Origin of the sequence: Intestinimonas sp. MSJ-38, from assembly GCF_018917925.1 — a bacterium.
GTDB lineage: Bacteria > Bacillota > Clostridia > Oscillospirales > Butyricicoccaceae > Pseudobutyricicoccus.
This window is the reverse complement of the sequence record NZ_JAHLPO010000003.1, coordinates 1-24,783: the sequence shown is the minus strand read 5'-3', so window position 1 is coordinate 24,783 and position 24,783 is coordinate 1. Positions and strand designations below refer to the sequence as shown.

27 protein-coding genes, 1 tRNA gene and 1 pseudogene are annotated in these 24,783 nt (G+C 57.1%); 13 read left to right on the top strand and 16 right to left on the bottom strand.

Going from position 1 to position 24,783, the window contains the following annotated elements; genetic code table 11:
• Positions 1-9: 9 nt before the first annotated feature.
• From KQI26_RS15650 to KQI26_RS02635, 8 genes are all read right to left on the bottom strand, one after another.
• Positions 10-534, bottom strand: coding sequence for a hypothetical protein (locus tag KQI26_RS15650; protein WP_371744063.1), 525 nt, complete (start codon positions 532-534; stop codon positions 10-12).
• An 18-nt stretch (positions 535-552) separates the two neighbouring features.
• A complete protein-coding gene (locus KQI26_RS15645; RefSeq protein WP_371744062.1) occupies positions 553-1,203 on the bottom strand; it encodes a hypothetical protein in 651 nt (216 codons plus the stop codon).
• Positions 1,203-1,424, bottom strand: a complete 222-nt coding sequence (locus tag KQI26_RS02660; protein ID WP_216503241.1) for a hypothetical protein — start codon at positions 1,422-1,424, stop codon at positions 1,203-1,205. The genes KQI26_RS15645 and KQI26_RS02660 overlap by 1 nt, the downstream gene beginning before the upstream one ends.
• On the bottom strand, positions 1,421-2,605 hold the full coding sequence (locus KQI26_RS02655) for an antirestriction protein ArdA (protein WP_216503098.1): 1,185 nt from the start codon (positions 2,603-2,605) through the stop codon (positions 1,421-1,423). Before KQI26_RS02655 ends, KQI26_RS02660 begins: the two co-directional genes overlap by 4 nt.
• On the bottom strand, positions 2,605-3,300 hold the full coding sequence (locus tag KQI26_RS02650) for a hypothetical protein (RefSeq protein ID WP_216503097.1): 696 nt from the start codon (positions 3,298-3,300) through the stop codon (positions 2,605-2,607). Before KQI26_RS02650 ends, KQI26_RS02655 begins: the two co-directional genes overlap by 1 nt.
• Before the next feature lie 77 nt (positions 3,301-3,377).
• Positions 3,378-4,070, bottom strand: coding sequence for a hypothetical protein (locus KQI26_RS02645; RefSeq protein WP_216503096.1), 693 nt, complete (start codon positions 4,068-4,070; stop codon positions 3,378-3,380).
• An 85-nt stretch (positions 4,071-4,155) separates the two neighbouring features.
• Positions 4,156-4,356, bottom strand: a complete 201-nt coding sequence (locus KQI26_RS02640; RefSeq protein ID WP_216503095.1) for a hypothetical protein — start codon at positions 4,354-4,356, stop codon at positions 4,156-4,158.
• A gap of 102 nt (positions 4,357-4,458) precedes the next feature.
• Positions 4,459-4,534 (bottom strand) — tRNA-Pro (locus KQI26_RS02635).
• A gap of 220 nt (positions 4,535-4,754) precedes the next feature.
• Between KQI26_RS02635 and KQI26_RS02630 the strand changes: the two genes are divergently transcribed.
• The 5 genes from KQI26_RS02630 to KQI26_RS02610 all read left to right on the top strand — a co-directional run bounded on the left by KQI26_RS02630 (position 4,755) and on the right by KQI26_RS02610 (position 9,806).
• A complete protein-coding gene (locus tag KQI26_RS02630) occupies positions 4,755-6,137 on the top strand; it encodes a glycine--tRNA ligase (RefSeq protein WP_118426425.1) in 1,383 nt (460 codons plus the stop codon).
• Positions 6,138-6,208: 71 nt separating this feature from the next.
• On the top strand, positions 6,209-7,267 hold the full coding sequence (locus tag KQI26_RS02625; protein WP_216503094.1) for a tartrate dehydrogenase: 1,059 nt from the start codon (positions 6,209-6,211) through the stop codon (positions 7,265-7,267).
• A 33-nt stretch (positions 7,268-7,300) separates the two neighbouring features.
• Complete coding sequence (locus KQI26_RS02620) at positions 7,301-7,888, top strand: ECF transporter S component (RefSeq protein ID WP_253292636.1); 588 nt, start codon at positions 7,301-7,303, stop codon at positions 7,886-7,888.
• 186 nt (positions 7,889-8,074) lie between these two features.
• Positions 8,075-9,238: a pyridoxal phosphate-dependent aminotransferase gene (locus tag KQI26_RS02615; RefSeq protein WP_371744070.1), complete on the top strand. Its 1,164-nt coding sequence runs from the start codon at positions 8,075-8,077 to the stop codon at positions 9,236-9,238.
• 97 nt (positions 9,239-9,335) lie between these two features.
• Entirely contained in the window at positions 9,336-9,806 is a 471-nt protein-coding gene (locus KQI26_RS02610; RefSeq protein ID WP_216503092.1) for a hypothetical protein, read from the top strand.
• 5 nt (positions 9,807-9,811) lie between these two features.
• Here KQI26_RS02610 and KQI26_RS02605 read toward each other — a convergent pair.
• The 7 genes and pseudogenes from KQI26_RS02605 to KQI26_RS02575 all read right to left on the bottom strand — a co-directional run.
• A pseudogene (locus KQI26_RS02605) lies at positions 9,812-10,363 on the bottom strand (M15 family metallopeptidase); the annotation flags it as partial.
• A 372-nt stretch (positions 10,364-10,735) separates the two neighbouring features.
• Positions 10,736-11,815, bottom strand: a complete 1,080-nt coding sequence (locus KQI26_RS02600; protein WP_216503091.1) for a DNA cytosine methyltransferase — start codon at positions 11,813-11,815, stop codon at positions 10,736-10,738.
• On the bottom strand, positions 11,815-12,684 hold the full coding sequence (locus KQI26_RS02595) for a radical SAM protein (protein ID WP_216503090.1): 870 nt from the start codon (positions 12,682-12,684) through the stop codon (positions 11,815-11,817). The genes KQI26_RS02600 and KQI26_RS02595 overlap by 1 nt, the downstream gene beginning before the upstream one ends.
• Positions 12,685-13,506, bottom strand: coding sequence for a putative RNA methyltransferase (locus KQI26_RS02590; protein WP_216503089.1), 822 nt, complete (start codon positions 13,504-13,506; stop codon positions 12,685-12,687). It abuts the gene before it with no gap.
• Positions 13,507-14,037: 531 nt separating this feature from the next.
• Entirely contained in the window at positions 14,038-14,688 is a 651-nt protein-coding gene (locus KQI26_RS02585; protein ID WP_216503088.1) for a VanW family protein, read from the bottom strand.
• 57 nt (positions 14,689-14,745) lie between these two features.
• Positions 14,746-16,446, bottom strand: a complete 1,701-nt coding sequence (locus KQI26_RS02580) for a M3 family oligoendopeptidase (RefSeq protein WP_216503087.1) — start codon at positions 16,444-16,446, stop codon at positions 14,746-14,748.
• Positions 16,447-16,554: 108 nt separating this feature from the next.
• Positions 16,555-16,941: a hypothetical protein gene (locus tag KQI26_RS02575; protein ID WP_216503086.1), complete on the bottom strand. Its 387-nt coding sequence runs from the start codon at positions 16,939-16,941 to the stop codon at positions 16,555-16,557.
• A 298-nt stretch (positions 16,942-17,239) separates the two neighbouring features.
• On the opposite strand from KQI26_RS02575, the gene rsxC reads away from it, so the two are divergent.
• The 8 genes from rsxC (at position 17,240) to KQI26_RS02535 (ending at position 24,109) form a co-directional block, all read left to right on the top strand.
• Positions 17,240-18,550: an electron transport complex subunit RsxC gene (gene rsxC, locus KQI26_RS02570; protein WP_216503085.1), complete on the top strand. Its 1,311-nt coding sequence runs from the start codon at positions 17,240-17,242 to the stop codon at positions 18,548-18,550.
• Between the two features lie 7 nt (positions 18,551-18,557).
• Positions 18,558-19,565: an RnfABCDGE type electron transport complex subunit D gene (locus KQI26_RS02565; RefSeq protein WP_216503084.1), complete on the top strand. Its 1,008-nt coding sequence runs from the start codon at positions 18,558-18,560 to the stop codon at positions 19,563-19,565.
• Complete coding sequence (locus KQI26_RS02560) at positions 19,562-20,128, top strand: RnfABCDGE type electron transport complex subunit G (protein ID WP_118426411.1); 567 nt, start codon at positions 19,562-19,564, stop codon at positions 20,126-20,128. The genes KQI26_RS02565 and KQI26_RS02560 overlap by 4 nt, the downstream gene beginning before the upstream one ends.
• Before the next feature lie 12 nt (positions 20,129-20,140).
• Positions 20,141-20,740: an electron transport complex subunit RsxE gene (rsxE, locus tag KQI26_RS02555; RefSeq protein WP_118747769.1), complete on the top strand. Its 600-nt coding sequence runs from the start codon at positions 20,141-20,143 to the stop codon at positions 20,738-20,740.
• Between the two features lie 3 nt (positions 20,741-20,743).
• Positions 20,744-21,331 (top strand): electron transport complex subunit RsxA, encoded by a 588-nt coding sequence (gene rsxA / locus KQI26_RS02550; RefSeq protein WP_216503083.1) that lies wholly within the window; start codon positions 20,744-20,746, stop codon positions 21,329-21,331.
• Between the two features lie 41 nt (positions 21,332-21,372).
• Entirely contained in the window at positions 21,373-22,200 is an 828-nt protein-coding gene (locus KQI26_RS02545; protein WP_253292635.1) for an RnfABCDGE type electron transport complex subunit B, read from the top strand.
• 172 nt (positions 22,201-22,372) lie between these two features.
• Positions 22,373-23,485, top strand: a complete 1,113-nt coding sequence (locus KQI26_RS02540) for a putative glycoside hydrolase (RefSeq protein ID WP_216503082.1) — start codon at positions 22,373-22,375, stop codon at positions 23,483-23,485.
• Positions 23,486-23,554: 69 nt separating this feature from the next.
• Positions 23,555-24,109 carry a 4'-phosphopantetheinyl transferase superfamily protein gene (locus tag KQI26_RS02535; protein WP_216503081.1) on the top strand — a complete coding sequence of 185 codons (555 nt, stop codon included), beginning with the start codon at positions 23,555-23,557 and terminating at the stop codon, positions 24,107-24,109.
• Here KQI26_RS02535 and KQI26_RS02530 read toward each other — a convergent pair.
• Complete coding sequence (locus KQI26_RS02530; RefSeq protein WP_216503080.1) at positions 24,106-24,621, bottom strand: GNAT family N-acetyltransferase; 516 nt, start codon at positions 24,619-24,621, stop codon at positions 24,106-24,108. The genes KQI26_RS02535 and KQI26_RS02530 overlap by 4 nt on opposite strands.
• Positions 24,622-24,783 lie beyond the last annotated feature (162 nt).

The window sequence follows — 24,783 nt, the reverse complement described above, 5'->3', positions numbered from 1 at the left end:
CGATCCTCCTCAGTCATAATTGATATACGGAATCTTCAGCCAGTGCGTCCAACCTCGGCCAGCCAACTCTGTTTTGACAACGCCCTTGGTACCCATGGCCTCAACAACCTGACCGCCGCCAATGTAGACGCCAATATGCCCATCGTGCCAAACGGCAAGGCCAGGGATATCCGGCATGGTATCGATGGCCCCAGACTCCGTGGCGTTGTAGTACATCTGATTTGCACCGATATCCGGCATCCCATGGGTACCATAGTCGATGGTCATCGTTTCCGGGGACAGCCAGCCGTAACCTTTGATAAGTCCAACGCAGTCGGCAGTTCTGCCGCCCAGCCAGTTGGCGCGGATGATGTCCTCATGGTTGCCAACACCGTCCGGGTATTGTGATACCTTGTAGGCAAGGAGTGACTCCGTCAGCACATTGCCATAGGTGCCCCAGACATAGCCCCAGCCGGACTCCCATGCGTGGATGGCGTAGGTCACAAGGTCGGCTGCATTTTTATTGGCGGGATCAACAAAGGCGGAGATGTCCAAGTCGATACTGCTTCCATCTCAGCGAAGGAACTCGCCGCTGTAGCTGCCGCCGCCTGCGGTGCCGGCGATCATGGTATAGATGTAGTTGATGTTGCTCTTATCATCCTCCGTAATTGCTCTGCCAAGATGTGCTTCCAGATTGGCATACGCTTGAGACAGTGAGACCGGAACAGCGACAGTGTATTCTTCTGTCGTACTGGTAACCGTGCTATCCTCGCTCTCCACTTCTACCGTGCGGGTACGGGTTTCCCAAGTGTAGAAGCATTCTACGAAGCGGTTTGCCGCCCGTCTGCCGGGAGCGTCCTCGCCAAAGCAGAGGGCATAAAAAACGGCCTTGACTCGGATCGGGTCAAGGCCGTTTCCGCTTTCCATTTGCCCATTGACGGAGGCGACCGCCGAATCCAGAAGAGAAAACGCGGTGCGCATCTCCTCAATGTGAGAGCGGAATGCCATAGGCACCTCGGTCGAATAGCTCGTCCCATAGAAGGCTGCGGCTACCGCCTGGTTGTTGTGATCCGCACCGCCTGTGCCGATGGAGCACAGCGCGGCGATCAGGAGGATGACAGGCGAGAGAACAGCGACCAGCCCCCAGCCGATCCCTTTACGGAGCTTCTCGTTGGAAAGGGCTGTCGCCGCGGCTTTGGCGATCATACCCGCGGTTATTGCCATCAGCGGCCACCCGCTGTGCCAAACAGCTTTTCCTTGCATGCAGGGGCGTGTACCTCCAGCAGATATCGCTCGTTGCCGCACTTGTACAGACAGACACCGCGCTGGGGGAACTTGATGAGATTGTATTCTGCCTCATCCAGCTGGAGCATTTCCCTATCCACGGCACAGGGGTCTGCCTCACACCCGGTCTGTTTACACTTCAGTTCTGCCTGAATGATCATTGTGAAAGCCCTCCCATCACCATGTGGTTGCTTTGACCACCGTTCATCACTTCTTCCATGCTGATATAGCCCTTATAGGCGATGTAGCCCCGGTCGGTGAACACTCCGTCCTCCTCATTCATGCGCTCCGTGCCGTACTTTTCATAGTCATAAAAAGCATCGAGGTTTTCGTCATACTCAAAGCGACCGGACTGCTGGATCATGTACTTGCCGTAGTCCTGCGGCGTATGCACGCCGGGGGCGAAGTCAAAGAGGTCGAGGCTTTCCGCAAGGTTTTTGATCTGTGCCGCAGACTTTGGCTCTGCCAGCATAACCACGGCGCCCAGCTTTTCCATATCCGCTTTTGATAACCCATCCGTTGCCTCTGCCAGTTCGTTGAGGTCAGAGAGAGTTTCGTACTCCATATCCAGAAGGACATCCACCTCGTTGGGAAACTGGCTGTCCTCCAGCCGCAGGCGTACATCGGCGGGATCTGTGATGCCCCCGCGAAGGAGGGCGCGGTCGATTTCCTCCCGCTCCATGGGGAGGTACAGCCATGTGATGTGCTCCGTGTCCTCCGGCTTGCTCTTGGATGTCACCGCAACGGTGATGGCGTTCGGTTCATAGTAATAGCAGGGGAAGAACCGGCCATCGTAGACCTGCTCCAGCTTCATGCCGTTGTCGTAGACCACGCCGTAGGGGGTGATCGTGCCGCTGCCGCTTTCAATGAGCTGCCGTGCGGTTCCCTTGCCGTCCAGCGCATCCAATTCCTCTGTTTTGGCGCTGCCGCCGTGCAGGTTCATGTAGTGGTCACGGCCGATGGCGGCGAGGTCGGAAAAGTCGGTAATGACCGTAGCCTGCTGGCAGCAGAAGGTCAGGTTGATGAGATCCTTCAGCTCGAACAGCTCCAGCTTGTGTGCCATTGCCTGAAACTGTGCGGCCTCGCCGGTGTCGAAACTTTCCAGCCGTTTGGCGAGGTAATTCAGTTCCTCCACATTGACCGTAAGCATTTCCGCGCGCTTGAGCACAGAGAAAAAGCTATCAACTTCCTCCACCTTACAGTCGGCCTTGACCGCGTCGCCGATCTCCAGCGCCTCCAACAGCTCCATGCAGTGCGTATACTGATTGCGGGGAATGGGGAATGGAATCGTTGCCACACCGTATTTCGGGTGGTTTGGATTACTCAAAACTGCGTACATCATCATGTTGCCTCCTCCGTCTTTCTTTCCAGATTTAAGACCACCTCTCCATATCTGCACAGCAGGAGTGCTCCGAGGATGAGCCGGAAGGCTCTGTCGCTGACCAGTTCTGAAAAAGCAAGGTCTTCTATGACGATGTTGTCACCGCCAACGGAAATGGTCTTCGCCGCTTGATAAATGCTGTACAGCTCCGGGTGAATACCGGAGAGGCGAATGGCGGTGAAGTCGAAGCCGCTGCTGTCGAAATGCCATAGGACTCTTTGCCAAAGCCCCTCATCGGCGGTAAGCAGAAACAGCGCAGCCGCATTGCGCTCGGACATACCATAGCAGCGGTTTTTCCAGTGCGTCCATCGCTCTCTGTGGGCATCACTGAGGAAGAAGCGAAAGGGCTGCCGGTTCAGCTCATCTCGCAGCCATCTTTGCAGCGGGCGGAACATCCTCCCGCCGAAGCACTCCCGCGCCAGAGCGTTCAGCTCCACCACGCCGGCCTCGATGCGCTCCTCCAGACAGACGCATTCATTCAGGTGACAGGGGTGTCCGCTGTCATATCTCGTGCAGTCTTTGCAGCGTACATCGTCGGCACTGTAGCGAAAGCTGCTGCGGATGCGTCCGCTTCTGCGAGGCTGATGACGGGGTGGCGTCATCATCTGCACCTCTGCGGCGAACAGGGGTGTGAACTTCATAAAGTATCGCGTCAAGCAAATCCACTCCTTTTTTGAAAATAAAAAAGGGCCGGAGTCTTATTGCTAAAACTCCGGCCCATGCCATACTGCTATTACATTGTCTGCTCCTGTGATGCTCGTTCCAATGCTTCCTCCTGCTGTCGGATTCGCTCATTTAGATCCGGCACGCACACCCTGATCTGCTGCTGGATTCCGCAGATCATTTCTTCCTGCGTATCCGTAAGCTCAAAGAAGTCCTCATCCACGGAATCGGCGCAGCAGCGGAATATCTCGGTCAGCTGCTCCGGGCTGAAAAGCTGTTCCTTTTGGATAAGCCCGGAGCGTGTGGCGAAGTCCTGCTTGGCGCCATCGTAGTTCTCCATGAAGTAGTGTCCGTGTACTACACCCGTCCGGTCATAGTCCCAATCCCATGTAACGAATTGAACGCCGTATTTGCTCGGAGAACCTGCCAGCACCGTGCCGCCGAAGTCAGCGAGGATGCGGTAGTCGCCATCCAGCCCGCTGGCTTTGAGCTGCGGGGCGGCTTCCATAGCGGTCATATACTCCAGCGTTTTCGCGGCGATGTCCTCGACGCGATATAGGGCATCCTCTGCCTGGGGCGTGTCCGCGTCCTCTCGCCGATAGAATACGCTGCCCTTGCCGGTGATGCGGCAGAGGGGTGCGCCGTTCCAAAGGACAGGCAACTGCTCTCCCTCCACCGGCAGGGTTCCAAAGCCTGCACGGTGCAGGGGAGTACGGACTTCTTCGAGGTAGCGAAGCTGACGGCTTGTGTTTTTGGTGTCCATGTGAGCGATCCTCCTGTTGTAAAAAAAATAAGGCCGGAGAGGTCTTCTCCGGCCTGCCGTTTCAGACGCTGCAGCCAGCGCCCTTTTAGAAATTGAAAAAGGGCACCGCTTTTTTCGGCCTGTCAAAGCCGACAAAACGACGCCCAAATATTTGTGATTCTTTTTCTGCGATGATGCCGCTTTTCTTGAGAGAGAAGCCCTCTCTAAAAGGGCGCTGGAGGTTGGAAACTGTCCAGAACTTGAGATCCTCCAGTTCAAATCCGGTCAGTTGCTCCGAAACCTCCATAAAAATCTATGGTTCAAAAGAAGAAATCCGGGCTCGAAAAAGCCCGGAAACGGTTGATGCGCCTGGCTTTGCGCCAGGCGCATCTATACCGGTAACTCTTTATGGTCCGAGTGACAGGATTCGAACCTGCGGCATCCTGCTCCCAAAGCAGGCGCGCTACCAGCTGCGCTACACCCGGTTATTGAGTTTTTTATCCGGCTGGTCGTATTCTCCCAAAGCAGACGCGCTACCAACTGCGCAACACCCCGGCGGCGTTCTTTATTATACCGTACCCTTTATCCCGTGTCAATTCCCGGCTTTCCCCTTTTCTTTTTCTTTTTTTTCCGGTATAATACCTGTTGTGAGAAAATCCAGACGCATCCAGTGTATGCGTCTTTTTCAAAAAGGAGAACCTGCCAATGAAAAATACCGAAAAGACCATGGATCAAATCGTCACGCTGTGCAAAGGCCGGGGCTTTGTCTATCCCGGCAGCGAGATCTACGGCGGACTTTCCAACTCCTGGGACTACGGCCCTCTGGGCGTGGAACTGAAAAACAATGTGAAAAAAGCCTGGTGGAAGCATTTCATCCAGCAGTCTCCCTACAATGTGGGGCTGGATTGCGCCATTCTGATGAATCCCCAGGTGTGGGTGGCCTCCGGCCATGTGGGGGGCTTCTCCGATCCCCTGATGGACTGCAAGGACTGCCACACCCGTCACCGGGCCGATACCCTCATCGAGGAGTTTTCCGGCCAGGAGCCCGACAGCATGGATTTTGCCGCCATGGAGCAATACATCAAGGACAATGGCATCAAGTGCCCCAACTGCGGCAGCACCAATTTCACTCCCATCCGCTCCTTCAACCTGATGTTCAAAACCTTCCTGGGCATCACCGAGGACTCTAAGTCCGAGCTCTATCTCCGCCCCGAAACCGCCCAGGGTATTTTTGTCAACTTCAAAAATGTGCAGCGCACCACCCGGAAAAAGCTGCCCTTCGGCATCGGCCAGGTGGGCAAGGCCTTCCGCAACGAGATCACTCCCGGCAACTTCGTCTTCCGCACCCGGGAATTTGAGCAGATGGAGCTGGAGTTCTTCTGCAAGCCCGGCACCGAGCTGGAGTGGTTTGACTACTGGAAGAACGAATGCAAAAAGTTCCTTGAGAGCCTGGGCCTGAAAGAGGAGAACCTGCGCTATCGTGACCACGAAAAGGAAAAGCTCTCCCACTATTCCAACGCCACCACCGACATCGAATACCTCTTCCCCTTCGGCTGGGGCGAGCTGTGGGGCGTGGCTTCCCGCACCGATTTCGACCTGAAGGCCCATGAAGCCGCTTCCGGAGAGAGCATGGAATACTTTGACCAGGAAGCCAATGAGAAGTTCATCCCCTACTGCGTGGAGCCTTCGGTGGGCGTGGACCGGATCGTCCTGGCCGCCCTCACCGACGCCTACGATCAGGAAGTGGTGGACGAAAGCAAGAATGATACCCGCGTGGTGCTCCACCTCCACCCGGCTCTGGCCCCCTATAAATGCGCCATCCTGCCCCTGTCCAAGAAGCTGTCTGAGCAGGCCACAGCCCTCTATCAGCAGCTGGCCGGCAGCTTTATGTGCGATTACGACGAGTCCGGCTCCATCGGCAAGCGCTACCGCCGCCAGGATGAGATCGGCACACCCTTCTGCGTCACCGTGGACTTTGAGACCGAACAGGACGGCTGCGTCACTGTGCGGGATCGGGACACCATGGACCAGGTGCGCCTGCCCATCCAGGAACTGAACGCCTATATCCAGAGCAAACTGGAATTCTAAGCCCAAAGGGCGCGGTTTTGCCGCGCCCTTTTTTCGTTTTTTCTTACTTGATCACAAAGGAGACTTGCACGATGGAAACCTATCGCATTGCCGCCATCGGCGGCGACGGCATCGGCCCGGAAGTGGTGGAAGAAGGCCTGCGGGTGCTGCGGCACATTGAAAAAGCAGACGGAACCTTTTCTTTTCAGGTCACATCTTTCCCCTGGGGCTGCGAATACTATCTGAAAACCGGCCGGATGATGCCAGAAGACGGCATGGAGCAGCTGAAACACTTTGACGCCATCTATCTGGGAGCGGTGGGCGCTCCCGGCGTGCCCGATCATGTGTCCCTGTGGGATCTGCTGCTCAAGATCCGCAAGGGCTTTGACCAATATGTGAACCTGCGCCCGGTGAAGCTTCTGAAAGGCGCTCCCTGCCCGCTGAAAGATGTGAAGCGGGAGGACATCGACATGATTGTGGTGCGGGAAAACAGCGAAGGGGAATACGCCGGGGCCGGCGACCACCTCTTCCCCGGCACAGACCGGGAAGTGGTGCTGCAAACCGGTGTTTTTTCCCGCCATGGCTGCCAGCGGGTGATCCGCTATGCCTTTGAGCTGGCCCGGCAGAAAGGCAAGACCCTGACCAACATCACCAAAAGCAACGCCCTCAATTATTCCATGGTCTTCTGGGATGAAATGTTCCAGGAAGTGGCCAAGGAATACCCCGATGTGAAGACCCAGAGCTTTTTGGTGGATGCCGCCAGTATGTTCTTTGTGAAAGATCCCGGCCGGTTCCAGGTGGTGGTGACCTCCAACCTCTTCGGCGACATTCTCACCGATCTGGGAGCGGCCATCTCCGGCGGCATGGGTCTGGCCGCCGGAGCCAACCTGAACCCGGAGAAAAAATACCCCTCCATGTTCGAGCCCATCCACGGCAGCGCCCCGGACATTGCCGGGAAAGGCATTGCCAATCCCCTGGCCGCCATCTGGAGCGTCAGCCAGATGCTGGACTTTTTCGGAAAACCCCAGTGGGGAGAAAAAGTGCTCAACGCTATCGAGAAGCTGCTGGAAGAGGGCAAATGCCTCACCCCGGATATGAGCGGCAACGCCACCACATCCCAGGTGACCGACCGGCTGCTGGAACTTTTGTAACCATTCAAACCATCCCCGAAAGGAGATCTATTTTTGCATTTTACCCCTCGTTTTATGGCGAAAACCGCCCTTTTGGCCGCCCTGTCCGCCTTTTTGATGACCCTGGAGATCCCCCTGCCCTTTGCCCCCAGTTTTTATCAGATCGATCTCAGCGAAGTGCCGGTGCTGCTGGGCGGCTTTGCCCTGGGGCCCTTGGCCGCTCTGTGCATTGAACTGCTGAAAAACCTGCTGTATCTTTTGTTCAAAGGCACCATCACCGCCGGTGTGGGAGAATTGGCTAATTTCCTCATCGGCCTGTCCCTGGTGCTGCCGGCCTCTTTGTTCTATCGGAAGAAAAAAAGCCGGAAAGGGGCTTTGTGGGGACTTTTGTGTGGCACCCTGGCCATGACCATTGCAGGCGTAGTGATCAACTACTTTGTGCTGCTGCCCGCCTATTCTTTCTTCATGGGCATTCCCCTCTCCGCTTTGGTGGACATGGGAAGCGCGGTGAACAGTTCCATCACTTCTGTGGGGACTTTGGTCATTTTCGCCACCCTGCCGTTCAACTTGCTGAAGGGAGCCTTGTCCTCCCTCATCACCCTGCTGCTGTATAAGCGGCTGTCTCCCCTGCTCCACCGGTAGGGGAATACAGAAGAAACGAAAGATTGACATTTTCTTAACATTTATAACCTGTTGCCTGTTGCCTTTTCCCTTTGGCCGGTGGTATAATGGCAAAAGAAGATGGAACGGGGCCTTGGCCCCCTTGAGAGAAACAGTACTTGGCTGCGGCGTCCGCCCGGCCGAAAGAAGGAGGAAAACAGCATCATGATCGATTATTCCAAGATCGTCCCCCAGCGGGTTGCCACTCTGAAGCCCTCTGGCATCCGTAAATTCTTTGATGTGGCGGCCACCATGGAAGATGTGGTCTCCCTGGGCGTGGGCGAGCCCGATTTCGTCACTCCGGAACACATCCGCAATGCCGGTATCAAGAGCATTCTGGACGGCAAAACCGCCTACACCGCAAACTACGGCCTGATCGAACTGCGCCGGGGCATTTCCGAATACCTGGAAAAGCGCTTTGACCTTTCCTATCATCCGGAAAAGGAAGTGCTGGTCACCGTTGGTGGCAGCGAAGCCATCGACCTGTGCATGAGCGCCCTGATCGACGACGGCGACGAAGTGCTGCTGCCCGAGCCCCTTTTCGTCAGCTATGCGCCTCTGGCCATCGCCCAGCGCGGCGTGCCGGTGGTCATCGAAACCAAGGAAGAGGATTCCTTCAAGCTGACTCCCCAGGCTCTGAAGGCCGCCATCACTCCCAAGACCAAGCTGCTGGTGTTCTCCTACCCCAACAATCCTACCGGTGCCATCATGACCAAGGAGGAGATGGAAGAGATCGCCGCCATTCTGCGGGATACCAACATCGTGGTCATCTCCGATGAGATCTATGCCGAGCTGACCTATGGCCGCCGCCATGTGTCCATCGCCACTCTGCCCGGTATGCGGGAGCGCACTGTGGTGGTCAGCGGCTTCTCCAAGGCCTTTGCCATGACCGGCTGGCGCCTGGGTTATTGCTGCGCCCCGGTGGAACTGATGACCTCTCTGGGCCGTCTGCATCAGTACAAGCTGATGTGCGCTTCGGGTATGTCCCAGCGGGCCGGCCTGGAAGCCATCACCAAAGGCATCCCCGACATCGAATATATGCGGGAAAAGTTCAACGAGCGTCGTCTGTATCTCCACAAGGCCCTCACCGATCTGGGCTTCGACTGCTTCATGCCGGAAGGCGCCTTCTATATGTTCCCCAGCATCCGCCGCTTTGCTTCCAGCAGTGAGCAGTTCTGCACCGATCTGCTCAACGACCAGCGGGTGGCCGTGGTTCCCGGTGACGCCTTCGGCGCCTGCGGCGAAGGCCATGTGCGCATCTCCTATGCCTACTCTCTGGAAAGCCTGAAAGTGGCTATGGACCGGATCAAAAAGTTCGTCAACAAAAAATAAAACATCACATAGAAACAATCCCCCGGAGCAACGCTCCGGGGGATTGTTTTCTGCTTGGCCCTGTGATATAGTACGAAAAAAGCAAGGGGATGATCCCATGAAAAAAAGGCGCAAACTACTTTTGGTTCTACCTGGTGCCCTGCTGCTTTGCCTGGTCGGTACCGTTCTTGTCCGCTCCATCCTGCTGCACCGTCCCCAGCCCTTTCTGGAGCACACAAAGGAAGCCGCTTCCATCCGCATTTCCACCGGCGACGGCACACGGCCGGAGGACTACACCCTCACCATCGACGATCATTTCCCGGACTATCTGGACTACGCTCTGAAAAACTGGGGTGCCATTCGCATGAAACAGACAAAGGCCCCTGATAAAGAGTCAAGCGAAATCACCATTACCCTTTTTGACGACTCCGGCCACACACTGGACTGCATCACCCTGACAGAACATGGGGTCACGAAAAAGATCTCCCTGTTCTCCCAAGGTTCTTTCCGCATTGTGCAAGGAGAGAACCCCTATGAGCTTCTGAAACAGATGCTGGAAGAAAAACGAATCGATCTTATCCAGGGGTAATTTCTTCATTTCTGTTGTTCTGCATATTCTTCCAGGCAAAGCTCCTGGCTGTGGATCATCTCCGCCGCTTTCTTTCCCACATACCGGTAGTGCCACACTTCCTCGGCCACCCCGGTGAGGGACTGCTTGTCCCCAGGATAACGAAAGATAAAGCCATAGCGCCAACTGTTTTCCTGAAGCCAGGTGTAGATGTCGTAGCTATTCCCATTGATATCCACCGCCAGTCCCAACTGGTGCTCGCTGGTGCCGGGTTTGGCTACCCACTCTTCCGCAGCGGCCACAGCATCCTTTTGGGAATATCCCTGGGAAAGATATTCTCCGATCTTATTATCATACAGACTCTGCTGCTTTTCCTGGGTGCGCCAGCCGGAAACCACCTGAGGCCCCAGGCCTTCCGCCTCCGCCTGCTGCAGCATCTCCATCAAAGGGGCATAGGCCTCCTTTGCCACCTTTTCCCCGCCAGGAACCTCCACCAGATCGGGAACATATCCCTCCGGCAAAGGATTCCACCGGTTGACCAGAAGGAGCGCATCCGTTTCTTCCCCGGAAAGATCCTGTCCCGCAAGGGCCTGCACAAAAATAGACTGACCGTTCCCACCTTCTCCTTGCTGCCCGATGGCCCAATAACCGATCCCCAGGCATCCCAGCACAAACAAAAAGGTCAGAAACAGATCTCCCCACATCTTCCGCCGCCGCTTTTTCCGCCGAACGGCCCGGCGCTCTTCCCGGGCGATTGCCTCTTGCTTTTTCCAGTGGGCCTTCTGCTCCAGTTCCCAGTTCTCCCCATCCCAAATTCCTGTATTCACAAACAGCCACTCCTTTTTCGGAGGGAGCAAAAAGCCCCTCTTTGGTACATTTCCATACTACCAAAGAGAGGCTTTCCCTTTTGAAAAAACTCCTGAGCCTTTTCTTAAGAATTTCGGAAGGTTTCAGTTTTCCAGGGCCTGGAGCATCTGCCGGGCCAGAGCCAGCGAGAGAAGGGGCGGCACGGCATTGCCGATCTCCAGCCGCTTCATGCCGTCGCCACCATAAAAGCGGTAATCGTCGGGGAAACTCTGGAGCCGTGCCCCTTCCCGGATGGACAAGGCCCGGGAATCCCGGGGATGGATGCACCGGGAAGAAGAAGGGCAGGCAAAATTCCGTGTGATGGTGGTGGAGGGCCGCTTCCACCACAGCTTGGCATAGGTGTTGCCATAGCCGCTTTTGGGCCGCAGTTCTTCCGGCAGATCGTTTTTCCCCTGGCCATCCTTCAGAGCCTCCATGATGCGGATGAGATGGGCCCCGTTCTTGGGGGAAGCGTGCTCGGTGACGGTTTCCTCCCCCTCCTGCCGGACAAAACGGAGAAAGTCGTTGTCAATAGGCCCCTGGTACCGATTCTTCTGCTGCCCGCTTTTGATGGGGGGCAGATCGCCGATGGCCTGCTCCAGGGTCACAAAGGGCAATTTTCCTTCTCCATGGGTGGGCTGTGGATAGGAGAAGGTGTTCTTCCCCTGCATCCCCACCAGAATCACCCGTTCCCGCCGCTGAGGTACACCGTATTCTGCCGCATCCATCACCTGGTATTTCAGGGTATAGCCCAGCTCCCCGAACTCCCGCTGGATCTGGGGAAAGAGCCGTCCTCCATCCATGCTCAGCAACCCGGACACATTTTCAAACAAAAAAGCCCGGGGACGGAGCAGGGACAGCACCCGCTTATATTCCAGAAACAACCGGGCCCGGCCATCCATCTGCCGCTTGCCCAGGGTGGAATAGGACTGGCAGGGCGGGCCGCCCAACACCAGATCCACCTGCTTGCCGTCCAAAGCCTCTCCCAGCATTTCTCCGGTCACCTGACCGATATCCCGGCAGAGCATCTTCACCTGGGGATAGTTGAGAGAGTAGGCCCGGGCAATGTCCGGCTCCACCTCATTGGCCGCCAGGATGGCGAATTCCTTCAGCTGTTCAAAGCCGTAACTCAGGCCACCCACGCCGGAAAACAAATCCACTGCATTGTATTGTTTCGCTGCCATCAATCCACCAACGCCACGGGCCAAGGAGCATCCCCATGCTCTCCCAGGGCCTTTTCCAGTTTTCTTATCATCTTTTCCCGATCCTCCGGCAATTTGCCCCGTACCCGCAGGGGCAGAATGTCATGGAAGCCGTCGTACTCCACTTCCATATTCCACAGCTGGTGAAGCAGCACCCGCTCCTCTTCCAGGGCTTCCCCTTCGTCCGCCGGAACAAACTTCCCTTGCTGAATCAGTTGGTACAGAGGGGCTCTCCGGTGGATGAACATGGAGAAATTCACCATCCGGCTGGGACGGGTGCGGCGGAAAAATTCTCCCAGGGCCAAAGCGTTTTCCCGCCCCCGGCCTTTTCCGGCAACGCCGGTCATAATATGGGCGTCAAAAACCATCCCCGCCTGCTGGATGCGGCGGATCTGCTCCATGGCCTGGGCTTTGGTGTGATCCTTGTCCATCAGCCGGAGCACATCGTCCAGGCCGCTTTCAATGCCCAGATACAGATGAGACACCCCAGCCTGAGTCAGCAAGCGCAGCTGCTCATCGGTTTTTTGAGCAATACTGGTGACGGTGGCGTCCATATTCACCCCCTGGCAGCTGGGGAATGCCCAGCGGATCTCCTGCAAAATGGTGAGCAGGTCCTCCGCAGGAAGCGAAAAGGCGTTGCCGTCTCCCAGAAAAACCCACTTAGGATCGCCTCCCAGGTCGGCCACCCGGCGGATATCGGCAAAAATCTGCTCCATGGGCAGGCGGCGATAGGTCAGGTGCTTGAACAGCATACAGAACTTGCACCGGTTATAGCTGCACCCCACCATCACCGGCAGCATGAAGGAAGAACGCTCCATGGGACTGCGGCAGATCTGGCCTTCGTATTCCATTTATCCTTCCTCCTTCCGGTAACAAAGCAGCAGAAAATCGGCGGTGATCTCCATCCCGTGGGCCTGGGAAAGGGACTCCCGCCGCTGGGGGTCGGTTTTATAGAAATAGGGCGTCATCTGAAAAAGGCTCCACACATCCTCCCCGCTGAGGGCCATGGGGTATGTAACCGGCCGGGTCTCTTCCAGAAGAAACCCCGACAGATGGGGCGCAGTTCCTGGGTTTTCATAGGGTTCATCGTACAGCCGCTCTTTCAGCTCCCACAGATGCCGCTTTCCCGGCACCGCCACCAGCAGCCGCCCATTCTTTCTCAGCACCCGGGCAAACTCCTCCGGGCAATGGGGAGCGAAAAAGTTCCAGATCACATCCACCGCTCCATCTCCCAAAGGCAGATGGTACAGACTTCCCACAGCATAGCGGCCCTGTTTCAGGCCCTTGGCCGCCCGGTCCACAGCGAATTTGGAGATGTCCATGCCGTAGATTTCCAGTTCCCAGCCGCTTTTCTGGGCTTTTTCCCACAAACGCTGGGAATAGTAGCCCTCACCACAGCCGGCATCCAGTATCCGAAGGGGCGGTTTTCCCTCCCCCAGGGTGATCTCCCCTGCCAGATCGGCCAGAGGGGAGTAATAGCCTTTTTGCAGAAAGGACCACCGGGCCCGGATCATCTCTTTGTTATCCCCCGGCTCCCGGGTCTTTTTCCCCGAAGGGGGCAGCAGGTTCAGATAGCCGCTGCGGGCCTTGTCAAACCGATGGCCCTGAGGACAAACCCCGCCTTTTTCCTCTTCCTGCAATTCTGCGCCGCACACCGGACACCGCCACAGCATGGACATTCCTCCTTTTGCTCTACCCTTTATTGTAACACAAAAAAAGAGCCGGAAAAAGTGGCTCATCCACTTTTTCCGGCAGGTGGCGGTGGCGAGCCCGGCAATAGAACCAAGGCCCGTTGTGTTCATCCAGGCAAAGAAAGCACGGCTGTCCGGCCACCGGAGCAGCGTGACGCTGCACCCAAACTGCGCTGCCGCGCCCGGCAACAGAACCAAGGCCCGTTTGTCCGGCCGCCGGACCGCTGCCGCGCCCGGCAACAGAACCAAGGCCCGTTGTGTTCATCCAGGCAAAGAAAGCACGGCTGTCCGGCCACCGGACCGCTGCCGCGCCCGGCAACAGAACCAAGGCCCGTTGTGTTCGTCCAGGCAAAGAAAGCACGGCTGTCCGGCCACCGGACCGCTGCCGCGCCTGGCAACAGAACCAAGGCCCGTTGTGTTCATCCAGGCAAAGAAAGCACGGCTATCTGGCCACCGGACCGCTGCCGCGCCCGGCAACAGAACCAGGCCAATGCACCAAAACTCCAAGCCCGGTCACTGGACTGTCAGGGAGACAGTGACGCTGTCCCCCGTCAGCCAGCAGCCGATCTCCACAGGGGATGCGGTGGGATTCTGAAAGCGAAAATCCAGGCTTCCATATTCCACCGCCGCATCCTGACCTTCTCCTGCATAGGGCACCGGCAGCTGATGGGGATGTCGCTCCAGGATTTCCATACCTCCCTGCTGGGCAGCCAGGAACAGGGTGGTGCTCACCTGGCACACGCCGCCTCCCACCTCCATTACCTTCTCCCCGTTCTCAAAGGCAATGGCCGGGCGGTAACCCTTTTCCTCGGTGCGCTCTCCCAGGGCTTCATTGAAGGAAAAGGAACCGCCCGCCGGGATCACCGCCCCGTGAACGGCCTGACAGGCCAGGCGCAGGTTTTCCATGCGCCCTTCGTCCCAATCGTGCAAGGCAGTGCTCACAGCGACCAGCTCCTGGGGTGCGGCTTTGTTTTCCGCCGTCTCCGGCGGCTGGGCCGGATCGGGGGCAGGGGTTTCCTCCGGGGTTTGCTGCTGGGTCTGTTCCTGGGAATTTTGGGCCGGATCGTCCTTCTTTTCCTGGGCCTTGTCCTTTTCATTGCGGCCGCAGGCGGACAGCAATATGCTGCCCGCCAGAATCCCGGCCAACCATACACGCTTTCTCATCGTCCTTCCTCCCTTTTTTCCCAGTATGGGCGGAAGGAAGGAAACTATGCGCTTTTTTTAATCCAGATCTTTTTGATGGGCAGTGAGATACTCTCTGGCTTCCCAGGCTACATTTTTGAGCGAGCCCTTTTCCATGGGATTTTCCAGTCCGGCCTTCTGCAAAAGGCCCAGGAAGGTGTCATTGCCTCCCTGACGGGTGTAGGCCAGATACTGATCAAAGGCGGCCTGCCAGCCCTTTTCCTCCATGAGACGGAAGATCTGCAGGGCCACCGACTGGGCCAGACAGTAGTCGATATAATAGAAAGGATCGGTGTAGATGTGGATCTGCCGCTGCCAGGCTGCGCCGTCGGCATAGAAGGGCACCGATTCAAAATCCAGCCAGGGGCGGTACTTTTTATCCAGAGCGGCCCACTGGGCGTTGCGCTCTTCCGGGGTCATATCCGGGTTTTCATAAACGATGTGCTGGAACTCATCCACCTGACAGCCGTAGGGCAGGAAGGACAGAGTGCCGCCCAGGTGAATGGCCCGGGCCTTGTCAGCCTTGTCCCCATAGAACCCTTCCAGATAGGGCCAGCACAAAAACTCCATGGACATGGAATGAACTTCACAGCCCTCCAATGTAGGCATGGCGCACTCCATCAGCCGGGTTTTGTCCGAGGCCATGAATGCAGCCAGGGCATGGCCTCCCTCGTGGGTAAAGACTTCCACATCGTGGGAAGTGCCGTTGAAGTTGGCGAAGATGAAGGGAGCCTTATAAGAAGCCAGATAGCTGCAATAGCCGCCGGTCATCTTGCCCTTTTTGGCGATCAGATCAAACAGGTGCATGCTGTCCATCTTGTTGATGAAGTCCTTTGTGAGCGGGGACATCTTCCGGTACATCTCGATACCGGTGCGATAGGTGTCCTCAAAGGTACCCTGGGGCGCCGGATTTCCTCCCCGGCACACCACCGGATCATCATAGAACTTGAAATCCGGCAGACCCAGCCGCTTCTGCTGCTCTTTTTTCATCTCACAGACGATGGGCACGATCTCCCGCACCACTTCTTCCCGGAACACGGCCACATCCTTTTTGTCATAGCAGTTACGGCCCATGCGCAGGTAGCCCAGCTCCACAAAATTCTGAAAGCCCAGCTTTTTTGCAATGGCCGTGCGCTTTTTCACCAGCTCGTCATAGATCCGGTCGTATTCCGCCTTGTGTTCCCGGTAGAAATTCCCTTCGGCGGTGTAGGCCCCTTTCCGCACCTCCCGCTGGGGGTCTTCCTTATAAACAGCCAGCTGGGACAGGTTGCACACCTTTCCCTGAAACTCGATCTGGGCGCTGCCCTGGAGCTTCTGGTAATCCATCACCAGCTTGTTTTCCTCTTCCAGTTCTCCCAGCACAGCCGGGGAAATGGTCTTGGCGTCCATCTGGATGTTTTGGAAAAACACCGGGGGAAATTCCTTCCGGAGTTCTTTCAGGAAGGGAGAGGCCAGCACGGCCCGGTAGAAATCGGTGACCTTTTCCCCAAAGGCCGGGCCTTCCTGGGCATAAAATTCCTCTTCTGCTGTGTAGAAAGGATCTTCGGTGTCGATGGTATGGCGAATGGAGCTGAGGCTCATCATGGTGCTGGCTGGCTCATAGGTACGAGTGTGCTCGTCCAGCAAAGCAGCGGCTTCCTCTGCCGTTTTGGCCCCTTCCATCCGGGCTTTCAGATCTTCGTAGACCTTGCACAAAGCGGCCAGATCCACCCGCTCATAAGGCATTTCCTGAAATATCATGGCAGTTCTCTCCTTTGCGTAAATATAGTGGTTGTCTCCAGTATACCACAGAGTGGGAAAAAGTAAAACAAGCAAAAAAATTTCCCCTGGAAAACCAGGGGAAACAAATTATTTTTTGCTATAATTTTCCTTTCCATAAGCGCCCCGCAAAAGGATGCCCGGCAGACTGGCGCCCGCTACCAGCCCCATCATGACCCAGTATTCCACCGGCGCGCCATAGCGGCCCAGATACTCATACACCAGATGCACTGCCACCAGCAGGGCAACGGTCACCACCAACCGCAGGGCCGAAAAGGCATCAAACCGGAGATTCTGGGGAGACAGATCCTCCATCCGGCCCCACAGCAAAAGTCCCAGGCACACGCCCATGAAAATCTGCAGCAAAGTCAGAGGCACTGCATAGACCTGATAGCTGCTTTCCTTTAGATATCCCAGATAGGTGCAAGCACCCCAGGAAAGCGCAACAAGAAGTCCCAAAAGAATCCGCTTTTTCATGGCATTCCCTCCTTTTCATCATTTTATATGAATATCTAGTGAAAAACAAGGATCACTCTGTACAATTTCCCCGTGCATTTTTTGTTTTCCATTTTTCTCTTGTTTCGCCCTCCGATAAAAGGAAAAACATTGAATTTTGTTATTTAATTATCAATTCCATGATTTTTCATCTTTTTTTCGGGATATTTTCGTATTTTTGTTGCGGATTTCGATTTTTTGTATTATAATGAACTGCATTGTGTAAAAGGGGAAACTGAGGACTTCCCTTCTCTGCATATTATCTTTGTGAGGTGAGACTATGGCCTACACATTCCGCGGGGGTATTCACCCCGACGATCAAAAGGCTGCAACCAACAAAAAGGCCATCGAGCCCATGGCCCCGCCCAAACAGGTGGTGCTTCCCGTCTCGATGCACATCGGCGCCCCGGCCAAACCGGTGGTCAAAAAAGGCGATCAAGTCTTTTTGGGCCAGCCGGTGGCTGAAGCGGGCGGCAATGTGAGCGCCAACATCCACGCCACCGTTTCCGGTACTGTGGTGGATGTGGCGCCCCGTCCCCATCCCAATGGGTCCAAAGTGCTGTCGGTGGTCATTGAAAATGACTTCCAGGACACCCCGGACCCCTTGCTCCATCCCCTGGATATGGACGCCATGACCCAGGAGGAGATCATCAACGCCATTCGTGAGGCCGGCATTGTGGGCCACGGCGGCGCCACCTTCCCGGCCGATGTGAAGATCCGCTCCGGCCTGGGCAAGGCCGATACCCTGATCCTCAACGGCGCTGAATGCGAACCCTACATCACATCCGACCATCGGGTCATGCTGGAACAGACCAACGATGTGATCCTGGGCATCAAGATCCTGCTCAAGGCTCTGGGCCTGCAGAAGGCCAAGCTGGCTGTGGAGGAAAACAAGGCCGATGTCTTTTCCCATGTGGAAAAGCTGCTGCCTGCCGACGGCTCCATCGAGCTGTGCCGTCTCAAGACCAAGTACCCCCAGGGCGCAGAAAAACAGCTGATCTTCGCCCTCACCGGCCGGGAAGTGCCTTCGGGCAAACTGCCCGCCGATGCCGGGTGCGTTGTGTTCAATGTGGACACCTGCGCCACCATCGCCCGGAAATTCCGCACCGGTATGAACGACATCCGCCGCATCGTCACGGTCTCCGGCTCGGCCATCACCGCGCCCAAGAACCTGGAAGTGCGGGTGGGCACCCCCATCGGTGAAGTGATCGAAGCGGCCGGCGGCTTCAAAGAGGAACCCAACAAGATCCTCATGGGCGGCCCCATGATGGGCGTGGCTCAGTTCGATCTCACCGCCCCCATCTTCAAAGGCACCAATGCCATCCTGGCTTTCTGCGGCGACGAGGCCAAGGGTTCCAAGACCCCTTCCTGCATCCGCTGCGGAAGATGCGTGGAGGCCTGCCCCATGCGCCTGATGCCCACTTACATCTATCTCTATGGAGAAAAGGGCAATCTGGAGGCCTGTGAAAAATATGACGCCCTCGACTGCATCGAGTGCGGCGCATGCACCTATGTCTGCCCCGGCAAGCTGCCGCTGGTCCAGGGCATCCGCTCGGCCAAGCAGCGGATCTTGAACGCGCGCAGAAAGTGAGGTTCCCATGGCTGATTTGAGCAAATTGACGGTTTCTTCCTCTCCCCATATCCGGCACGAGGATAACACCCGGCAGATCATGGTGGATGTGATCATCGCCCTGATGCCTGCCCTGGCCATTGCCATCTATGTCTTTGGCCCCCGTGCCCTGACCCTGACGGCGGTCTCCGCCGCAGGCTGCCTGTTTTTTGAGTGGCTTTATCAAAGACTGATGAAAAAGCCTGTGACCGTGGGGGATTGTTCCGCCCTGGTCACCGGCATTCTGCTGGCCTACTGTCTGCCGGTGTCCTCCCCCATGTGGATGGTTCTCATCGGCGACGCTTTTGCCATCATCGTGGTCAAGCAGCTGTACGGCGGCATCGGCAAAAACTTCATGAACCCCGCCCTCAGCGCCCGTGCTTTTCTCATGAGTTTCCCGGTGATCATGACCACCTGGCCCGCCATCCGCACCAAGCTCCCTCTGTTTGCCACCCCTGATGTGGTGTCCTCGGCCACTCCTCTGGCCAGCCTGAAAGAGGGACTGATGCCCAACGCCTCCCTCACCGACCTGGCTCTGGGCATGGTGGGCGGCTCCATGGGCGAGATCTCCGCTCTGGCCCTTCTGGCTGGCGGCCTGTATCTCATCTCCCGGAAGGTCATCACCTTCCACACCCCTGTGGCTTATCTGGGCACCGTGGCCCTTCTGTGCTTCCTCTTCCCCCACGGCAACGGAAGAGTGGAATTCATGCTGGCCGAGCTGTGCAGCGGCGGCCTGATGCTGGGCGCCATCTTCATGGCCACCGACTATTCCACCAGCCCTGTAACCAAAAAGGGTCAGGTGGTCTTTGGCATCGGCTGCGGCCTGCTGACGGTGTTCATCCGCTTTTTCGGCAATATGCCGGAAGGCGTCAGCTATTCCATCCTGGTGATGAACGCCACCGTGTTCCTCATCGAAAAGGTGACAAGACCCCGCAAATACGGCTTTGTGGCTCCTCCCAAGGCCGTTAAGACCCCGGAAGGAGGGAAAAGCAAATGAACGACAGCCTGAAAAAAGACCTGCTTCATCTGGGCGGCGCCCTTTTGGCCATCACCGTTGTGGTTGCTCTGTGCCTGGGCTGCGTGGACGCTTTGACCCGGGACAAGATCGCCGCTCTGAAAGAGCAGCAGGTAAAGGACGCCATGGGCGCTGTGTGCGGCACCGACGCCACCTTTGAGCCCCTGGAGGCCGACATCGATGACGAGACCATCCAGGATGCCTATCAGATCATCCGGGACGGCTCTCCCGACGGCATCTGTGTCCAGGTAGCTCCCTCGGGTTACGGCGGCGAGATCACCATGATCGTGGGCGTCAGCGGTGAAGGCACCGTGCTGGGCGTGCAGATCGTGGACATGAGCGAAACCGCCGGCCTGGGCGCCAACGCCGAAAAACCGGAATTTCTCCAGCAATATGAAGGCCAGCAGGGCGATCTCACCGTTGTGAAATCGGCCACCGGCGCCGAAGGGGAAATCGTGGCCCTGTCGGGCGCCACCATCACCTCAAACGGCGTCACCTCGGGTGTCCAGTCCGCTTTGGACCTGGCCGCTTCCCTGGCGCAGTAAGGAGGGTGCATCGTGAAAAATTTTCTCCGTCAGCTCTATGAAGGGCTTTTTACCAACAACCCGGTGCTGGTGCAGCTGATCGGCATGTGCCCCACTCTGGCCACCACCACTTCTTTGGAAAACGGCTTCGGCATGGGCATGGCCGCCACCGCAGTTCTCATCTGCTCCAATGTGGTCATTTCCCTTCTGCGGAAGCTCATCCCCTCTAAGGTGCGTATCGCCGCCTATATCACCATCATCGCCGGCTTTGTTACGGCGGTGGATCTGCTGATGCAGGCCTATCTGCCCGATCTGTCCAAATCCCTGGGCCTGTTCATCCCTCTGATCGTGGTCAACTGCATCATTCTGGCCCGGGCCGAGGCCTTTGCTTCCAAGAACAAGGTCATCCCCTCTTTGGTAGACGGTCTTGCCATGGGTCTGGGCTTCACCTTTGCTCTGTGCATTTTGTCCACCATCCGTGAGATCCTGGGCGCCGGCACCCTGCTGGGTCATCCCCTCTTCGGGGACAACTTCCAGCCGGCCATCATGATGATCCTGCCCGCCGGCGGATTTTTGACCCTGGGCTTTGTCATCGCCCTGTTCCAAAAGATCCTGAAAAAGAAAGGGGCCTAATTTATGAGCTTTACCGAACTCTTTTCCCTGGCCCTGGGCGCCATTTTGCTGGAGAACTTCGTTTTGGTGAAATTCCTCGGCTGCTGCCCCTTCCTGGGCGTGAGCAAGAAAACCGAGACCGCCCTGGGCATGGGCCTGGCCGTCATGTTCGTTATGACGGTGGCTTCCGCCGTCACCTATCTGGTGAACAAATATGTACTCCTGACCTTTGACCTGGAGTACATGCAGACGGTGGCCTTTATCCTGATCATCGCCAGCCTGGTGCAGTTTGTGGAGATGTTCCTGATGAAGAGCATGCCCTCCCTCTACCAGGCCCTGGGCATCTATCTGCCTCTGATCACCACCAACTGCGCCGTTCTGGGTGTGGCTCTGCTCAATGTGCAGAAGAACCTGAACTTCATCGGCTCGGTGGTTTACGGCTTCTCGGCCGCCGCCGGCTTCACCCTGGCCATCGTGCTCTTCGCCTCTGTGCGGGAGCGGCTGGAGTTTTCCGAATGTCCCCCCTCCTTTGAGGGCTTCCCCATCGCCTTGATCAGCGCTTCCCTGCTGGCCATGGCCTTCATGGGATTCCAGGGGCTGAAGATCTTTTAACGAAAACACAATCCCCGATGAAGAAGATGAGGTGAATCACTTTGTATACACTGTCGATCATCGCCCCGGTGGTGGCCCTGGGGGCCATGGGCCTGTTTTTCGGCCTGCTGCTGGCGGTGAGCTCTAAGATTTTCCATGTGGAGCAGGACGAGCGCCTGCCCCAGATCACCGAAGTGCTGCCCGGGGCCAACTGCGGCGGCTGCGGCTATCCCGGCTGCTCCGGCTTTGCCAGCGCCGTGGTGGCGGGGGAAGCTCCCTGCAGCGGCTGCGCTGTGGGCGGACCGGAAACGGCTGCCAAAATCGCCGCCATCATGGGTGTGGAAGCCGGAGCACAGGACCGGAAAGTGGCCCATGTGAACTGCCGCGGCGGCCACAATGCCAAGCGGAAGTTTGAATACGAGGGCATCCAGGACTGCCTGGCCGCCTCCAAGGTTGGCTCCGGCGACCTGGCCTGTGCCTATGGCTGCCTGGGCTACGGCACCTGCGAGAAGGCCTGTCCCTATGACGCCATCCATGTGGTCAACGGCGTTGCGGTGGTACAGGCAGACAAATGCCGTGCCTGCGGCCTCTGCGTCTCCTCCTGCCCCCGGCATCTGATCTCCCTGGTTTCGGAAAAGCAGGATGTGTTCGTCTCCTGCTCCTCCCACGACCGTGGCCCGGTGCTGCGGGAAAACTGCAACATCGGCTGCATCGGCTGTACTCTGTGCCAGAAGACCTGCAAGCACGACGCCATCCATGTGGTGGATAATCTGGCCTCTATCGATTACGACAAATGCGTCAACTGCGGCGAGTGCGTGGCGGTATGCCCCCGGAAGCTCATTGTCCGGGCCAGCTCTATCACCAGCGAAACCCGTCAGTCGGCACTGTAATCCAAAACGACAGAAAGAAGGCCTTCGGGCCTTCTTTTTTTGAATTTTTTCTCTTTCCTATACCGATTTTTCACTGTTCCACTAAAATTCACCATTTTTCGGTTGAAACTGGCGGCCATTTCATATAGTATATAAGAAATGACTTTTTCGTAAAACAAAGGAGGCGGGAGCTTTGGCGCGTAAGGGCATCAACTCCACTCATTCGGTTTATTATGGCCGGGGCCGGAAAAAAGGCCGCCGGCTTCTCATCCTGCTGCTGGTGCTTCTCATCACAGCAGGTGTTCTGGCCGGCGGGTACTTCTATCTCCAGGAGCACATCGTCTATACGGCCGACGGTTTTTATTTTGACTTCCCCTTCCTGTCGGGGAAAGAGCCCACCACGCCGGGAGATGTACCGCTGGTGGTGGACGACGGCTCGGAAAAAGAGGAAGAGGGCAACAAAGATCCGGAGGACAAGGATGAAGAGGAAACGCCCCCTGAATCTGCTCCCACTGTCACGGCCATGGAAGGGGATCTGTCCCGCATTGGGGACGCAAACTATCGCAGCCAGCTGATGAACCAAGCCTGGAACGCCGGCTGCGGCGCTCTGGTGTTCACTGTGAAGGAGGAAGGCGGCCGGGTGGGAATCCCCACTGATTCGGCCATCGCCCAGCAGGCCGGTTCGGCCCAGCCCTATGACGGTGTGGCCGAAGGACTGACGGAGTTGAAAGAGGCTGGCTTCTCCCTCACCGCCCGGCTGTCGGTCTGCCGGGACAACATCGTGCCCCGCGCCCTGCGGGACAATGCTCTGCGTACCCAAAGCGGCGCCGTATGGATGGATTATGACAACATCACCTGGCTGGCGCCTTCCGGCCCTCAGACCGGGGAATATATCGGTCAGCTGCTCACCTCCTGCCAGAGCCTGGGCTTTGACGGAGTGATCCTCAGCGACCTGGGTTATCCGCCCCGGGGCAAAACCGATCTCATTGTCACCGATAAGGGCGCCGACAAGCAGGCCCTCACCACCCAGCTGCTCCAGCAGCTTCAGCAGGCCGCCGGTGAAATGACTGTGACGGTGGCTCTGAGCGACACTGCCGCCCAGAGCCTTACCGACGCCATGACCGGCCAAAATCCCATGCAGCTGCGGGAATACTGCGACGCCCTGCTGGTCAATGCCCAGAGCGAAACCGATGCTTTTGTGCAAAACCTGATCACGCAGGTGGAGGATGGCTCCTCCTGCCGCATCGCTTTGGCTTTGCCGGAAGGCAGCGCTCTTCCCCAGGGCCGCTCCTGCTATCTGGGATAGCGGGGAATTTTTCAAAAACAACAGCCCCCAAGGCAATGCCTTGGGGGCTGTTTTGAAAGGTGATCTACAATGAAAGTGCTTTTGGTCACTTCTTCTCTTTCCAATCGCTCTTCCCATACTCTGCTCCGCCAGGGGGCCGGTGTCTATCTCAATAGAGAGCCGGTCACAGAGCCGCTGGCCTTTGGCCAATGGGGAAAGCCCTATTTTCCTGCTTTTCCTCAGCTCCACTTCTCCATCACCCACAGCGGTGACACCTGGATGTGCGCCTTTGGAGACGCGCCTCTGGGACTGGATTACCAGGTTTCCCGTTCCTGCCGCAAAGAAGCCCTCTCCCGGCGTTTTTTTCACCCCTTGGAGCAGGAATACCTGAAGACCCATCCCGATGCGTTCTTCCCCCTGTGGAGCGCCAAAGAGAGCTATATCAAATACACTGGCCGGGGATTGTCCCAGGGCCTGCCCACCTTCTCTCTGGTGGATGAAAAGGGTGCCTTCCCCTGCTTTCCCGGCCTGCACCTTTCCCTTCTCCCGGCCCCATTGGGCCACGGCCTGTGCCTGTGCACCCCCCAGGCGGTATCACAGCTGGCCTACTTCACTCTGCCGGGAGCCGATGGCGGAAAAGACTAAAGTCCGTTCTGATTTTTCAGCTTGCCATAGAGCCAAAGGTCGTGGGCTCTTTCCTCTTTCCAGGCTCCCAGTTTCACCACGCCTTCCAGCTGAAAACCGTTCTTTTCCAGCACCCGGCGGGAGGGGATGTTCTCCTCCAGCACCCGGGCGCTGAGCCGCAGCACATCCAGCCTGTCAAAGACCAGCGGGCAGAAAAGCTCTACGGCCCGGCTCATGATTCCCCGGCCCCACTGCTCTTTGTCCAGCACATAGCCCAGCACCGCGTCTTTCCGGTAGATATCCTCCTGGCCCTCGGCGGAAATATTCCCCACCATGTGCCCATCCACCAGAATCTTGCGGAACAAACCGGTCTTCCCTTCCTGCTGGGCCACCATTTCCAGCCACCACCGGGCGTTTTCCAGAGTATAGGGCTTGGGTAGCCGGTCGCTGAGATACCGCCGGTCGGCCCGCTCCATCAGAAAGGCCAGTGCTTCTGCATCCTCCATGCTCCACGGTGCCAATCGAATATCCATGTTCTTCCCTCCCAGAAAGCAGAAGGCCCGGCAGACGCCAGGCCTTCAGACTGTCGAAAAACCTATATAACGAAAAGGGTCGTCCGCCCTACCCCTATCAATCCGCAAAAAGCCGCGACCTGTGCGTGGCTTTTTGCACTTCTCAAGGGCGGGGCGCCCCGC